This is a genomic window from Paractinoplanes bogorensis (genome assembly GCF_018829635.1).
Classification (GTDB): domain Bacteria; phylum Actinomycetota; class Actinomycetes; order Mycobacteriales; family Micromonosporaceae; genus Actinoplanes; species Actinoplanes bogorensis.
In genome coordinates this window covers 52145-66855 of the sequence record NZ_JAHKKG010000023.1, presented here as the reverse complement: position 1 = coordinate 66855, position 14711 = coordinate 52145, and the positions used below count along the sequence as shown (strand labels likewise).

10 protein-coding genes and 1 pseudogene are annotated in these 14711 nt (G+C 71.8%); 7 read left to right on the top strand and 4 right to left on the bottom strand.

Going from position 1 to position 14711, the window contains the following annotated elements:
- Positions 1-1077 carry an FAD-dependent monooxygenase gene (locus KOI35_RS45530; protein WP_215796023.1) on the bottom strand — a complete coding sequence of 359 codons (1077 nt, stop codon included), beginning with the start codon at positions 1075-1077 and terminating at the stop codon, positions 1-3.
- A gap of 73 nt (positions 1078-1150) precedes the next feature.
- Here KOI35_RS45530 and KOI35_RS45525 point away from each other — a divergent pair, with 73 nt between their 5' ends.
- The 4 genes from KOI35_RS45525 to KOI35_RS45510 are packed head-to-tail and all read left to right on the top strand — an operon-like array spanning position 1151 to position 6370.
- Entirely contained in the window at positions 1151-1744 is a 594-nt protein-coding gene (locus KOI35_RS45525; RefSeq protein ID WP_215796022.1) for a TetR/AcrR family transcriptional regulator, read from the top strand.
- A gap of 39 nt (positions 1745-1783) precedes the next feature.
- The gene (locus KOI35_RS45520; RefSeq protein ID WP_215796021.1) at positions 1784-3127 is read left to right on the top strand and encodes a carboxylesterase/lipase family protein; all 1344 of its coding nucleotides are present in this window, start codon (positions 1784-1786) and stop codon (positions 3125-3127) included.
- Between the two features lie 27 nt (positions 3128-3154).
- Positions 3155-4894 carry a sugar phosphate isomerase/epimerase and 4-hydroxyphenylpyruvate domain-containing protein gene (locus tag KOI35_RS45515; RefSeq protein ID WP_215796020.1) on the top strand — a complete coding sequence of 580 codons (1740 nt, stop codon included), beginning with the start codon at positions 3155-3157 and terminating at the stop codon, positions 4892-4894.
- An 18-nt stretch (positions 4895-4912) separates the two neighbouring features.
- Positions 4913-6370, top strand: coding sequence for a peptidase M16 family protein (locus KOI35_RS45510; protein ID WP_215796019.1), 1458 nt, complete (start codon positions 4913-4915; stop codon positions 6368-6370).
- On the opposite strand, the gene KOI35_RS45505 is transcribed toward KOI35_RS45510, so the two are convergent.
- On the bottom strand, positions 6337-7230 hold the full coding sequence (locus KOI35_RS45505) for a CPBP family intramembrane glutamic endopeptidase (protein ID WP_215796018.1): 894 nt from the start codon (positions 7228-7230) through the stop codon (positions 6337-6339). The two genes, KOI35_RS45510 and KOI35_RS45505, sit on opposite strands and share 34 nt — an antisense overlap.
- A gap of 86 nt (positions 7231-7316) precedes the next feature.
- On the opposite strand from KOI35_RS45505, the gene KOI35_RS45500 reads away from it, so the two are divergent.
- The 3 genes and pseudogenes from KOI35_RS45500 to KOI35_RS45490 form a co-directional block, all read left to right on the top strand.
- A complete protein-coding gene (locus tag KOI35_RS45500) occupies positions 7317-9242 on the top strand; it encodes a sensor histidine kinase (protein ID WP_215796017.1) in 1926 nt (641 codons plus the stop codon).
- On the top strand, positions 9224-9913 hold the full coding sequence (locus tag KOI35_RS45495) for a response regulator (protein WP_215796042.1): 690 nt from the start codon (positions 9224-9226) through the stop codon (positions 9911-9913). Before KOI35_RS45500 ends, KOI35_RS45495 begins: the two co-directional genes overlap by 19 nt.
- Before the next feature lie 110 nt (positions 9914-10023).
- Positions 10024-12030 (top strand): annotated as a pseudogene (locus tag KOI35_RS45490) (MDR family MFS transporter); the annotation flags it as partial.
- Between the two features lie 4 nt (positions 12031-12034).
- On the opposite strand, the gene KOI35_RS45485 reads toward KOI35_RS45490, so the two are convergent.
- Both KOI35_RS45485 and KOI35_RS45480 read right to left on the bottom strand, forming a co-directional pair.
- Positions 12035-12421, bottom strand: coding sequence for an HPF/RaiA family ribosome-associated protein (locus KOI35_RS45485; RefSeq protein WP_215796015.1), 387 nt, complete (start codon positions 12419-12421; stop codon positions 12035-12037).
- 68 nt (positions 12422-12489) lie between these two features.
- Complete coding sequence (locus KOI35_RS45480) at positions 12490-14664, bottom strand: sigma-70 family RNA polymerase sigma factor (protein WP_215796014.1); 2175 nt, start codon at positions 14662-14664, stop codon at positions 12490-12492.
- Positions 14665-14711 lie beyond the last annotated feature (47 nt).

The following is a 14711-nucleotide window of genomic DNA, read 5'->3' as shown; positions in this document are numbered from 1 at the left end:
TCAGGCGCGCACCAGGCGGGCGCCGGCGTTGCGCAGGCCCACACCGAACCGGGTGCTCGGCACCAGCAGGTGGGCGGTGGCGCCGATCGCCCGCTGCCGAGGGGCGACGACCCGGCGGTGGCGGGACTCGTAGGCGCGCAGGGCCGGGCCCACCTCCCCGGCCGGCGTGACGTGCCGGGCCAGCTCCTCGGCCAGCGTGAACGCGCCGGCCATGGCCATCGAGGAACCGTCGCCGAAGAGGGACACACACGTCGCCGCGTCGCCCACCAGTGTCACCCGGCCACGCGACCACTCGGGCACGCGCACCCGGCTCACCCCGTCGAAGTAGAAGTCTTCCGCATCCCGGAGCCGCTCCAGCAATTCCGGGGCACGCCACCCCATTCCCGCGTACGCCTCGGTAACCACCCCGGCCGGGTCGGCGTCCCCGATGCCGGCGTGCCGGAAGATGAACGCCACACCTTCCTCGCCCCGGTTCGGATGGACCGCCAGCAGCCGCCCCGCGGTGTTGAGCAGCTGCACCACACCCGGCGTCCGGGCGGGCTCGCCGAGCGGGAGCGTGGCCACATAGAGGCCCTGGTGGTCGACGAACTGTTCCTCGGGCCCGAAGACGAGCCGCCGTACGGTCGAGTGCAGACCGTCGGCGCCCACCACCAGGTCGAAGCGGCGCGGCGCGGACCGGGCGAAGATGACGTCGATGCCGCCCGCATCCAGGGTCACCGCCGTGAGGGTGTCTCCGAGGATCAGCTCGACCCGATCGCGAACGGAGTCGAAGAGGATCCGGGCCAGGTCAGCGCGGGGGATCTCGGTGCCGGACGGAGGGCGTACGCGGGAAAGGGTCTGACCTTGCTCGTCGATCAGGGCCAGGGCTCGGACATGGGTCGCGGCGGCGCGGATCTCGGCCATGAGGCCCATCCGCTCGGCCACGGCGAGCGCGGGCCCCCGGACGTCGACCGGATTGCCGCTGGAGCGCAGGCCCGAGGAGAGTTCGACGACGGTCGGCTGCCAGCCGTGGCGGGCCAGCCAGTAGGCGAGGGTGGTGCCGGCGACTCCGGCTCCGGAGATGAGAACTGTGGGCATGGATCCAGGTTCCCGCACTCAGTGCAGAATTGCAACGAGTGCGGTTTTGCATTTGATGCGATAGCGTGACGGGGTGAGCCTTCGTGAGCGCAAGCGCGCCCGCACCCGTCAGGCGCTGGTCGACGCGGCCGCCGAGCTGTTCGAGAGCAAGGGCTACGACGGCACGACGATCGCCGACATCGCGGCCGCGGCCGAGATCGGCACCCGCACCTTCTTCAGCTACTTCGCGGCCAAGGAAGACCTGCTCTTCCCCGAGGCCGAGGCACGCTTGCAGGCGGCCCTCGACGCCATCGCCGATCGCGCGCCCGGCGACCGGCCGGCCGACGTGCTGCTCGTCTCGCTGCGCCATGTGTCGGCCGAGAGCGACGAGATCGTCAGTCCGATGGCGGCACTCCGGCTCGATCTGATTCGCACGGTTCCGTCCGTACGGGGAAAGGGTCTCCAACTGCAGCAGGACGCCCAGCTGGAGATCGCGCGTCACCTCGCGGCCGCGTTTCCCGGCGAGCTCGACCTGGTGTCGGCCGCGGCGCTGACCGGAGCCTTCGTCGGGGCCGTGACCGGGGCGTTGCTGGCGTTGTTCGCCGAGCCGGAACGCCGCGAGCCGGCCGCACTCCACGAGGCGATGCAGGCCGCGGTCGATCAGGCGCTCGCGCCCTGGCGCGGTTAATCGTTGGCGCATCCGGGCCGCCCACGTGAGGATGCGGCCATGGTTGAGGTGCGAATCTCGTCGGGCGTTCTGGGCGGGCAGTGGGAATCGGATGTGGCCGTGTTCCGCGGGATCCCTTACGCAGCCCCACCGATCGGCGCGAACCGGTTCGCGGCTCCGCAGCCCACCGAGCCCTGGGACGGGGTGCGGCCCGCCCTCGCCTTCGGCCCGCCGGTGCCACAGAGCCCTTTTCACGGCGGTGAAGACTGGCTCACGGTCAATGTCTGGTCACCCGACCTCGGCGCGGCCGCTCTGCCGGTGATGGTGTGGATCCACGGCGGCGGCTACATGATCGGCAGCTCGAGCCGGCCCGAATACGACGGCGGGAACCTCGCCCGCGACGGCCGGGTCGTGGTCGTGACGCTCAACTACCGGCTCGGAGCCGAGGGATTCGCCTCCTTCCCGGGGGCTCCGCCGAACCGGGGGCTGCTCGATCAGGTCGCCGCACTGGAGTGGGTGCGCGACAACATCGCGGCGTTCGGCGGCGATCCCGCCCGGGTGACGGTCTTCGGCGAGTCCGCGGGCGGCGGGTCGGTGGCCGCGCTGCTGGCCATGCCGCGCGCGGCCGGGCTCTTCCACCGGGCGATCGCGCAGAGCGTGCCCGGCACGTTCTTCTCCCCCGAACTGGCCGCCGACATCGCCGCGTCGCTCGACGCGGACGCCGATCCCGCACAACTGGTGGCGGCCGTCGACGCCCTCACGCCCCAGGCCCGCTGGGGGCTCGCCGCCGACCGCTCGATCCTGTTCGCCCCGGTCGTCGACGGCGACATCCTGCCGGCCACACCGTGGGAGGCCCGCACCTCCGCAGACGTGGCGCTGCTGGCCGGCCACACCCGCGACGAGCACCGGCTGTTCACGGCCATCGCGGGCCCGGCGACCGGCGCGCTGGCGAGGTTCGCGCCGTCCGCGGACGCCTACCGCGACGCTTTCCCCGGCGCCGACCTCGACGAACTGGTCCTCTCCGACTGGCTGTTCCGGATGCCGAGCCTGCACCTGGCCGACGCCCATCGCGGCCCGACCTGGTTCTACGAGCTGACCTGGGCCGCGCCGGTCCTCGGGGCGTGCCACGGCCTCGACGTCCCGCTGGTCTTCGGCAACCTGACGTCGAACGAACCGGCCATGCTGCTCGGCGAGGTCACCCCGGAGGTCGCCGACCTGTCGGCCCGGATGCGGCGGGCGTGGACCGCCTTCGCGACCACCGGCGATCCCGGGTGGCCGTTGTGTACGCAGGACGAGCGTCTGACCCGGATCTTCGACATGCCGGACGCGGTCACGCCCTATCCCGAGCAGGCGTCGCGGAAGATCTGGCGGAAGCACACCTTCGCCCCGCTCCGGCTGGAGTGAACGTACCAGTTCGTACATACTGAGGCGATGACGCGCACCAGCATCGCGACCGTCTGCCTGTCGGGGACGCTCGACGAGAAGCTCGAGGCGGCGGCCGCGGCCGGGTTCGACGGGGTCGAGATCTTCGAGAACGACCTGATCGGCTCGGCCCGGTCGCCCGAGGAGATCCGGGCCCGCGTACGGGATCTGGGCCTCACCATCGAGCTGTATCAACCGTTCCGGGATGCCGAGGGCGCTCCCCCGGCCCGGTTCGCGGCGGTCGAGCGGCGGTTCCGGGCCAAGCTCGACCTGATGGCCCGGCTCGGCGCCGAGATGATCCTGATCTGCTCGTCGGTCGCGCCCGACACGATCGACGACGACGAACTCGCCGCCGGGCAGCTGCGCCGGCTCGCCGGGATGGCGGGCGCGCGCGGCATGCGGATCGCCTACGAGGCGCTGGCCTGGGGGCGGCACGTCTCGACCTGGGAGCACTCGTGGGACCTCGTCCGGCGCGCCGATCACCCCGCCCTCGGCCTGTGCCTGGACAGCTTCCACGTCTTGTCACGCACCGACGCGTACGGGGAAATCCCTGGTGATCGTGTCTTCTTCCTCCAGTTGGCCGACGCACCGCGGCTCGACATGGACGTGCTGCAGTGGAGCCGGCACCATCGGCTGTTCCCGTTGCAGGGGCGTCTCGACCTGGCCGGATTCACCGGTGCGGTGCTGCGGGCGGGCTATCGCGGGCCGCTCTCGCTCGAGGTGTTCAACGACGTCTTCCGGCAATCCGACCCGCATCGTACGGCGGTGGACGCGCGCCGGTCCCTGACGGCGCTGACCGGCGGGCTGACCCCGGCCCCGCGCCTCACCGGCATCGCCTTCGCCGAGCTGTCGGTGGACGCCGGGTCCGGCCCCGAGCTCGAGAGATTTCTCCGTACGCTCGGTTTCGCGCACACCGGCCAGCACCGCTCGAAGCCCGTTCAGCTGTGGGAACAAGGAACCGCTCGCATCCTGCTCAACGCGGGCGCGACCGGGGCGGCGAGCATCCGCGCGTTCGCCCTCGAAAGCACCGACCCGGCGGCCAGTGCCCGGCGGGCGGCTGAACTGCTGGCCACCCCGCTCCCCCGTCGCCGCCGGTCGAGCGAGGCCGATCTGACCGCGGTGGCCGCGCCGGACGGCACCGAGGTGTTCTTCTGCCGCGACGACCACGGCTGGCTCGACGACTTCCTGCCCACCGGCGAATCCCCGGTCAAGGGCGGGCTCGTCACCGGGATCGATCACCTGTCGCTGGCCCAGCCGTTCGACCGCTACGACGAGGCGGCGCTGTTCTACCGCACCGTGCTCGGGCTGACCGAGGACGAGGCGAGCGAGTTCGCCGCGCCGTACGGGCTGATCCGCACCCTCGCCCTCCGCAATGACGACCGCAGCGTGCGGCTGGGCCTGAGCGTGCCGCTGCTGCGCCGGGGCGACTGGGCCCCGGCCGTCCCGCACCCGCAGCACATCACCTTTGTCACCGACGACATGGCGGCGGTGGCCGGGGCGATGGAATCCGTCGACATCCCGGGGAACTACTACGACGACCTGGCCGCCCGGCTGGATCCGCCGCCGCTGCCGCGGAACGCGCTCCACGATCAGGACGAGCACGGCCACTACCAGCAGCTCTTCACACCGGTGGTCGGCGATCGCGTCTTCTTCGAGGTGGTCGAGCGGACCGGCGGCTACCGGGGTTACGGCTTCGCCAACGACCCGGTCCGGATGGCCGCACACCGGGCCCACCGCGGCGCCCGCTGACGGTCGTATGCTGCGCGCATGCAGCGCACCGAGATCGATGGCGTGCCGGTCCTGTGGGAACCGGGTCCCGAGCCGCTGCGCGCCACGCTGACGTTCGGCGTCGGCGCCCGGGACGAGACGTTCCGCACGATCGGCGTCACCCATCTCGTCGAGCATCTCGCCATGGGCGCGCTGCCCCGAGTGCACTACGACGTCAACGCGTCGGTCGACATGACGGTCACCGAGTTCACCGTGTGCGCCCGCCCCGAGCAGGTGACCGAGTTCCTCGAGCGCGTCTGCCGGGTGCTCGGCGCGCTGCCGGTCGACCGGCTCGGCAAGGAGGCGGGCGTGCTCGCGGCCGAGGGCGGTCACTACACCGACCCGACCGTCGAGGGCCTGCTGCACGAGCGGTTCGGCGGCCGCGGGCCCGGCCTCGCCGTCTACGTCGGACCGGGCTACGACCGCCTCACCGCCGAGCACGTGCTCGCCCACGCGGCCCGGTTCTTCGTGTCCGGCAACGCGGTGCTCCAGCTGACCGGCCCCCCGCCGCCCGGTCTGACCCTGCCGTTGCCGCCGGGGCCGCTGATCGAGCACGAGTGGCACGAGCCGCGCACCCAGTCCGGCCCGACCGTCGTCGGCGCCGCGGTGCCCGGTGTCGGCGTGTCGTTGCTGGGCCGGCGCGACCCGGCGTGGGCCGCGGCCATGACGATCCTGGCCGAGCGGCTCGAGCAGTCGGCCCGCCACGACCACGGCCTCAGCTATCAGGTCAGCGGTGAGGGCCTGCAGCTGGGCGGCGAGCGCGCGCTGCTGGCCGTCACGCTCGACGCCCGCGAGGGGCAGGAGGCGGCGGTGGCCGGGATCGTGTGGGCCGAGGTGCAACGGCTCGCGGCGAGCGGTCCGACTGCGGAGGAGCTTTCCCTCACGTACGAGGAGATCAAGGAGTTGCACGCCGATCCGCGTTATGTGCCGGTCGAACTGGCCCACGCGGCCGAGGCGCTGCTGCTCGGCATCCCGCACCACCCGCGCCACGAACGGCTCGCCCGGCTGGCCGAGGTGACGCCTGCGGTCGTACGGGAAACGGTGTCCGAGGCCCTGCCGACCGCTCAGCTCGTCGTGCCCTACGAGGTCGACGTGCACCTGCCCGGCGTCGGTGAGGGCGGTTGTGCGCGGGTGCGCGAAGATCCGCCCGGACGGGTGTTCAAGCCGCCGTTCCTGGCCCAGCTGCTGGCCCGCGAGGCCCGGGCGATCCGGCTGATCCTGATGGACGACGGGGTGGCGCTGCGCGATCCGGACGGCGACGTGCACGTCGTGCGCTGGCCCGAGGTGGTGGCCGTCGAGCGGGACGGGGCCGAGCTGACCGTGTTCGGCGCCAACGGGTGCCAGGTGCCGATCGACCCCGACCTGATCGCCGGGACCGACAAGGTCGTCGCGGCGGTGGAACGGGCCGTGCCCGCCGCTCTGCGCTACGAGCGGTCGGCGCTGACCAGCTCCGGCTGACGGACCAGTTTCAGCACCGCCCAGGCGTAACCGGCGAGCACGAAGACGTCGATCGCGGCCATCTGCCACGGCATGTCGGCCGCCGTCTCGGTGATGGTGAGCTGACCGTAGGCGGCCGCGAGCCCGGCCGCGACCAGGTTGTTCATGACGTGCAGGGCGATCGCCGCCTCGAGCCCGCCGGTGCGCACGGTCAGCCAGCCCGCGACCGCACCGAACAGGAACAGGTCGGCGAACCCCCACGGCGTACCCCAGCCGTGAGCGGCCGCGAACACCAGCGCCTGGAATGCGATCGGCACCCACGGCGTGCGGAACCAGGCGCCGGTCGCCTGCAGCAGCCAGCCCCGGGTGAAGTACTCCTCCGCGGCGGCCTGTGGCGGGACCACGATCAATAGCAGGAGCATGGACAGCGCGAACGGTCCCCAGCCGACGAGCGCATCGTCGGCAGTGGTGCCATCAACCACGGTTTCGTCGACCACGGCCAGGCTGCCCGCCATCAACACCACGACCGCGATCAGGGCGACCGGCAGCAGCTTGAGCAGGAGACCCCAGCGCAGCCGCCCGGTCACCGAGGACAGGGTGCCGGCCGGGCGGCGCTGGATCCAGCGGGCGGCGAGCAGGGTGAACGGGAGCAGCACCGCGATCGCCAGAAACGCGACCACCAGGTCGGCCCGCTCACCGAAGCTCGGCAGTCCGTCCACATTGTCGGGCTGTCCGGCCAGCGCGGCCGCGACCGTGACGGCGAGATAGCCGGCCAGGGCGACGAACGCACCGCCGGCCAGGATGAAAAGGGTGCCGAGAACCGGGCGCCACCAGCGGTGGGCCGGGGTGCGGGCGACGCGGTGATACTCCGTGGCAGGCATGTCTCCAAGTCTGTCGACGGCCGTCCGGCGACGCTTCCGGCCACGGGCGGAACCCGGCCCCTGCCCCAGGGCATAGGCTTCGGCTCGTGTCCCGCTGGAAGGTCTGGCTGCTGCCCGCGCTGCTCGCCGCGGCCCAGCTCGCCTATTGGCCTTCGGTGCCGTCCTCGACCCTGGACGCGGCGGGCGCGGCCCTGATCGTGGTGGTCGCCGCCGGGCTGTGCCTGCGCCGCGACCGGCCGGTCACCGCGATCGCGATCGTGTCCGGTGGCCTGGCCCTGGGCACGTGGGCGCTGCCCCAGCAGGAATACTTCTTCCCCGGCGACGCGCTGCTCGTGCTCGCCGTCGCCGAGTTGGTCGCCCTGTTCCACGTCGCCCTGCGCCGCGACCGCCGCACCACCGTCCTGGTCGTGGGCGCCCTGCTTGTCGTCCAGGCCGCGCTGCTCTTCGACGACGAGCCGCTCGACATCCTGACCTCGGTGTTCTCCTACGCGATCGTCATCGCGGCGGCCCGGGTGCGGCGGCGCTGGCTCGACGACCGCACAGCGGCGGCCCACCGGCTGGCCGAGGCCGAGGAGGCTCGGCGCGACGCGGCGGCCGCCGAACAGCGCCGGCTCGCCCGCGAACTGCACGACGTGACGGCCCACCACCTCACCTCGATCGTCGTGAACGGCTCGGCGGCCCAGTTCGTCGGCACGCCCGAACTGACGGCCGAGGCACTGGCGTTCGCCGCCCGGGCCGGCGGCGAGACCCTGGAGGCGCTGCGCCGGCTCGTCGCCGTGCTGCCGGCCGTACAGGCATCGGCGAGCCTGGACGATCTCGCCGACGACTTCCGGCAACTGGGCCAGGTGGTGCACCTTTCGGTGACCGGAACGGCGCCCGCGGAGATGCGGGAGGCCCTGCACGGCATCGCACGGGAGGCCCTGACCAACACCCTGCGGTATGCGCCCGGGGCAACCGTCCGCATCGCGCAGACCTACGACGAGGCGGGCGCGACGCTCGTGGTGGCCGACGACGGCGCCTCCGCCTCCGGTGCGGCCACCGGACTGGGTGGCGGTCGCGGCCTGACCGGGATGAGGGAGCGCGCGGCGGCCTTCGGCGGCACAGTCACGGCCGGTCCCCGGGAGGGCGGCTGGGAAGTTCGCGCCGTGCTGAAGGCCGGGGCGGACAAGGACCCGGCCCGGCTGCGGGTCTGGCTGCGCAGCCAGGTCGTGCTGGATGCCGCGCTGCTCCTGCTGACCCTGCTGATGCCCCTGGCCGGGGTGAGTGCGCTGGTCGACGAGGGTGCGGTGTCCCCTGCGGCCCTGACCCTGATCCTGCTCACCGTGGCCGCGCACTCGGTGCCGCTGCTGTGGCGGCGCCGATGGCCGTGGCCGGTACTGGCCGCCGTCCTGCTCACCTCGTGGCTCGGGCCGGTGCTGGTGGCCACCGGGGTCACGCCGGCCGCGGACGCCTGGCTCTTCCTCTTCAGCTCCGGGGCGGAGTTCGCCGCCGTCTACGCCGTGGCCGCGTACGGATCCCGGCCCCGGCTGACCTGGATCGGGGTCGCCGCCGCCCTGTTCTCGGCCTCGGCCGTCGTGGGCGTGCTGCTGGCCGTGGCCGGGCCGGACGATCCGGAACTGCCCACCGGCCCGGGCACCACCGCCGGCCTGCTGATCTTCGGCATGGTCTTCGCCTGGTTCGTGCTGGGGCTGCCGTTCGCCGGCAGCTGGCTGGCCGGCTTCCTGACCCGTCGCCGCCGGGAGCGCCGCCTCGACCACGAGGCCCGTGCGGTGGCCGTCGTGTCGGCCGAGGCGGAACTGCGGGCACGCGACGAGCGTGCCCGGGTGGCCGCCGGGCTGCAGGCCTCGGTGCTGGCCTCGGCGGCCCGGGTCACGCAGCGGGCCGACGCCGGCGATCTGGACGGTGCCCTCGACGCGGCCCGCGAAGCCCTGGCCGCGATGCGTGGTCTGCTGGACGGGCTGCGCCCGTCCGCCGCGAAAGAGGAGGTCCCGTCATCGCCATCCGTGTCGTAGTCGTGGACGACCAGGTCATGGTGCGCGCCGGCGTGTGCGCGATCGTCGGCTCGCAGGACGACCTGGAGGTGGTCGGCGAGGCCGGGGACGGCGCTTCGGCAGTGTCCCTCGTGTCCCGCGAGCGGCCCGACGTGGTGCTGATGGACGTCCGCATGCCCGGCATGGACGGCCTGACCGCCACCGCGCAGGTGACCGCCCTCGACGATCCGCCCCGGGTCATCGTGCTGACCACCTTCCACCAGGACGCGTACGTGTTCCAGGCGCTCAAATCGGGTGCGAGCGGTTTCCTGCTCAAGGACTCGGATCCGCGCACCCTGATCGACGCGATCCGCACGGTGGCCGCGGGCGAGGCCATGCTCAGCCCCACGGTGACCAGACGCCTCATCGACACCTTCGCGGCTCTCCCGGCCCCACGAGAGGACGATCCGCGCCTGAGCAGTCTGACCCCGCGCGAACGGGAGGTGCTGGTCGAGCTGGCCCAGGGCCTGTCGAACGCCGAGGTGGGGGCGGCGCTCGGGATCGGCGCGGGCACCGTCAAGGCACACGTGAACGCGTTGCTGCCGAAGCTGGGCGCGCGCGACCGCGTGCAGGCCACGATCGTCGCCTACGACCTGGGACTGGCCCGGCCCCGGCCTGTGGATAACCCTGGCGATCGGCTTGACAGCGTGTAACGTCCGTTCCTCTCCCCAGGGCGGGTGGGGGCTAGGGATGGCCGTACAGCCAGCACAACCGCGCAAATTACGCCGAAAGTGGCACACCAGGCGGAGCGCGGCGAAAGACTGAACCCATGGCCGTGGCTACCGAAGAGGCCCCGCCCGCGGTGCTGACCAGGCGGCAGATCAACGTCGTCTTCACGGCGATCCTGCTCGGCATGCTGCTGGCCGCCCTTGACCAGACCATCGTGTCGACCGCGCTGCCGACGATCGTGGCCGACCTGGGCGGCGCCGGGCACATGTCGTGGGTGGTGACCGCCTACCTGCTGGCCGAGACGGTGAGTACCGTGCTGGCCGGCAAGTTCGGTGACCTGTTCGGGCGCAAGCTGGTCTTCCAGGTCAGCACGGTCGTGTTCGTCGGCGGCTCGGTGCTGTGCGGGCTCGCGCACGACATGATCATGCTGATCGGGGCGCGGGCGATCCAGGGCATCGGCGGTGGTGGTCTCATGGTGACCGCGATGGCGCTGATCGCCGACGTGATCCCGCTGCGTGAGCGGGGGCGCTACCAGGGTGCGCTGGGGGCCGTCTTCGGCATCACGACCGTGGTCGGGCCGACGCTGGGCGGGCTGTTCACCGACCATCTGAGCTGGCGCTGGGCGTTCTACGTGAACGTGCCGGTGGCGATCGTCGTGCTGGCCATGTCGGCCCGGGCGCTGCCGTCGATCCGGTCGGCGGCCCGGCCGATCATCGACTACGCGGGCATCGCACTGGTGGCCACGGGTGCGTCCAGCATGATTCTGGGGCTGTCGTGGGGCGGGAACGAGTACGACTGGGACTCGCCGGTGATCCTCGGACTGTTCGCGGCGGCCGTGGTGCTGCTGGGCGGATTCGTCGCGGTCGAATTACGCGTACGGGAACCGATGTTGCCCATGCATCTGTTCCGCAACTCGGTCTTCACCGTCTGCTCCACGCTCAGCTTCATCGTCGGGTTCGCGATGCTCGGCGCGATGACGTTCCTGCCGACGTACCTGCAATACGTCGACGGCGTGTCGGCCACCGACTCCGGCGTCCGCACCCTGCCCATGGTGGCCGGCCTGTTCGTGACCTCGATCCTCTCCGGCAACGTGGTCAGCCGCACCGGGCGCTACAAGGCGTTCCCGATCGCGGGCGGCGCCGTCATGTCGCTCGGGCTGTGGCTGATGTCCACCATGGGACCCGGCACGAGCCCCTGGTTGCAGTCGCTCTACATGTTCGTGCTGGGCGCCGGGATCGGTCTGTCGATGCAGGTGCTGACCATTGTCGTGCAGAACACCGTCCCGTATGCGGACCTGGGCACCGCCACGAGCGGGGTCACCTTCTTCCGTACGCTGGGAAGCTCGTTCGGCACCGCCATCTTCGGCACGCTGTTCACCAGTCAGCTGGCGCCGAATCTCGCCTCAGCCGGTGCCTCCCCGGAGGCGGCGGCCAGCCCGGAAGCTTTGCACCGGCTGAGCGCGGCCGAGGCGGCACCGATCATTTCCGCGTACGCCGACACGATCAACTACGTCTTCCGCTGGGTCGTCCCCGTGGCGATACTCGGGTTCCTGGTCGCCTGGCTGCTCAAGGAACTGCCGTTGCGGGACAGCGCCCGCGCCGCCGCGACCGACGTGGGCGAGGGCTTCTCGCCGCCGCAACCGGCCGACCGGCTCACCCAGCTCGAGCGGGCGATCAGCGACACCATGTTCAAGGCCCGCGACGACCGGGACGAGATCGAACGCCTGGTCGCCGAGTCGGGCACCAGCCTTCCGCCGGCCCAGCTGTGGGCGGTCGGGCAGACCCACCTGCACACGCGGGCGCGCGGTCATGCCGAGATGACAGCCATTGCCCGTACGCACCGAATGCCGCCCGAAGTCATCGAGCCCGCGTTCACCGATCTGGTCGAGGCCGGGTTCGCGCGCCTGGAGGGCGACCGGGTGCACCTGACCGATTCGGGTCAGGAACAGCTCGATCGTGTGCAGGGCGCGTGGCGCAACTGGCTGGACGCGCGTCTGGAGGACGTGACGATGACCGATCCGGCCGACCGGGCGCTCCTCGACCAGGCGCTCGACAACATCGCGACGAGACTGCTGGACGAGGGCGACCGGCGGCCGGGGTAGAGCGTTATTCGACGAGTTCACCGTCGGTCTCGGGCTCGCCGCCCTCGCGCAGGTGCCGATTGTGCCGGGGCTCCTGCTTGGTCTTCGAGTCGTTCAGCTTGCGGCGCATGTCGTCCCGCACGTCCAGAATCGCGGCGTGCAGGTCCTCCTCGGTCGAGGTGGTGACGATCTTCTGGCGGCCCGCGATCCAGCACTCCAGCGTGACCTTCTGCCCGCGGGCGTCCCGGTCCTTGACCGACACCTCGAGCTCGGTCGAGTCGGCGTGGAAGGCGGCGAGCCGCGCGTCGAGCGTGACGAACTGCTGGGCGAGCCAGTTCAGGTCGCCCTGCGAGAATCCGGCCCCGGCGCGAAGGCACTCGCTGACGGTGGCGGGATCAGCTACAGCACTCATCACATCTCCTCGAATCGGATGAAACGGTTCGTGATCCTCTTCCCCCGTGGGCGGATGATGAAACGGGACTACTCGAACGTGACCCGGCGCAGATGCAGCGTCATCTTGTCGCCGGCCACCTGCGTGTAGCTGACCAGCACCGTCCGGCCCGTCTCGTCGTACTCGGGGTGGGGCGCCACCGCGTAGCAGGCGCCGTCACCGGCCGGGCAGGCGTCGGAGACCTTGGTGAGCCTGGTCCACGGGCCCTCGAGCTTGGGGGCGGTGCGGACGGCGATCGTCTTGCCCAGGAAGTCGCCCGAGGTGACGTACATCCAGGCGTTGTAGTGGTTGCTCCAGAACGCGTTGGACTGCCCGTAGTTCTCGTACAGCCCGAAGATCGCCTGCTTCTCGCCGACCTTCCGGAGGCCGGTGTACCAGGCCTTGCGGCTCTCGTCCCAGTACTCGTACGCGGTCACGTCGTCGGCCCTCGCCGCCGGCACCCGGGCCAGGTAGATCCCTTTGTCCGGCCCGTTCCCGTACGCATAGACCTTCTTGTCGCGCGGGTCGTAGGTGATGCCGATGTCGCCGTACCAGGGATCGTCCGGGCCCCAGAGCAGGGTGTCCTTGTCCTCCCCGGTGTTCGCGCTGTGCACCGGCCTGGTCCGGGTCGCGGTGGCGCCGGTCTTGTCGGCCTTCACCCGCGCGACGCCCGCGCCGAGCAGCCGGTTGACGCCGCCCTGCCGGTCGTTCTTGAGGTAGTAGACGAGCCCCTGGCCGGGCGCGTACTCGATGACGTTGGTGCCGCCCATCGCGAACCTGCTCACACCGCCGGTCGCGTTCTCCCGCGCGGTCAGCGGCACCCAGTTGTCGGGCTGACCGAAACCGCCCAGGTTCTTGAAGTTGATCTTCGATGGGTCGTCCTGAATGCCGAGCGCCACCGCGTCGTACGCCATCGGCTTGATGCCGTTGATCTCCTTGTCGAGGATCGTGTCACCGTACGTCCACAGGCTCTGCCCGCTGACCACGCCGGAGAAGCCCAGGTCGCGGATGATGTTCGTGCCCAGGTTGGTCTTCTGCTGACCGAGGTTCTCGCTCTTGGTCGCGCGGGCCGGGAGCCGGCCCGCCGCCTCGGCCCGATCGCCCGGCGCCGGATAGACGAAGCCGGTCGATTTCGGCGCTTTCGTCGCGGGTGCCGTCGTGGCCGTCCCGGTCGGCGTCGGACTGGGCTTCGGCGCCTCGGTCGTGGTCCTGGTACTCGGAGTCACGACAGCGACCGGCGGCGGCGCGGCCTCGGTCGGCCCACCCTGATCGGGACGACACGCCACCACTCCGGCCGTGAGACCGATCGCAGCCACTGCGGGCAGGGCAAACTTCAAAAGCGAAGTTCCCGCCCGTACGCCCGTAGCCGCGTGGCCGATGTTCGCGCCGCCGCTAGTGCTCGCCGCGCCGCTCGTTTTCGCCGTGCCGCTCGCGGTCGTCGCCGCCGCCAGGGTGGCCGAGCCCGGCGGCGGAACCAGCAGGGGCAGGCCGGCCAGCAGCCGCTCGGGGGCGATCAGCCGTCGCCCGCCCTCGGCACAGGCCGGGCACGACTGCAGATGACGAGCGATCCGCTTGCGCCACAACGGATCCGGCTCACCGTCCCAGCTCTCGGTCACGTCGGCCAGCACCGCGCAGTCACCCCCGCGCAGCCCGGCCACCACCCGCCGCGAGGTGTCCAGTTGCTCCCGCATGCGCTGCACCTGCACGGCCACATGCGACGCGGGCCGGCCTACCGCGGCCGCCACCTCGCCCCGGGTCAGGTGCCCGCCGATCTCCAGCCACCACAGCGAGAGCAGATCCCGGTTCGCCGGATCGAGCCACCGGGTCGCCTCGGCCACGTCCCGCTGTTCCCGGGTGAGCGCCTGCCGCAGAATGACCAACCCGCTGAAGTCGGACGCCGGGTCGGGCCGCTCGCTCAGCTCGGTGAGCCCACCCGCGCGGGCCAGCCGCTGCTCCCGGGCCGCCCCGCGCGCGTCGGCCAGCCGCCGCAACGCCACCGTCACCACCCACGACCGCAGCCGCCCCGGCTCACGCAGCCCCGGCAGCCCGGTCATCAGGTCGACCATCGTCTCCTGCACGATGTCGTCGACGTCGAGGTCCCGCTCGGCGGCCCGCCCCACGACGGTGTAGACCAGCGGCAGGCACCGGGCCGCCAGCTCCTGCCGGGCGGCCGGGTCACCACCGCGGGCCGCCACCACCAGGTCGTCATCCAGTTCGCTGCTCACTGACCGCTCCGCTCGTCGACGTCCGTACGCGCCAAGCAGTCCCGAAA

Bases quoted from the DNA above. Each gene is read 5' to 3' on its own strand.
- KOI35_RS45515 (WP_215796020.1), top strand. From the start codon at position 3,155: ATGACGCGCACCAGCATCGCGACCGTCTGCCTGTCGGGGACGCTCGAC.
- KOI35_RS45485 (WP_215796015.1), bottom strand. From the start codon at position 12,421: ATGAGTGCTGTAGCTGATCCCGCCACCGTCAGCGAGTGCCTTCGCGCC.
- KOI35_RS45530 (WP_215796023.1), bottom strand. From the start codon at position 1,077: ATGCCCACAGTTCTCATCTCCGGAGCCGGAGTCGCCGGCACCACCCTC.
- KOI35_RS45510 (WP_215796019.1), top strand. From the start codon at position 4,913: ATGCAGCGCACCGAGATCGATGGCGTGCCGGTCCTGTGGGAACCGGGT.
- KOI35_RS45520 (WP_215796021.1), top strand. From the start codon at position 1,784: ATGGTTGAGGTGCGAATCTCGTCGGGCGTTCTGGGCGGGCAGTGGGAA.
- KOI35_RS45505 (WP_215796018.1), bottom strand. From the start codon at position 7,230: ATGCCTGCCACGGAGTATCACCGCGTCGCCCGCACCCCGGCCCACCGC.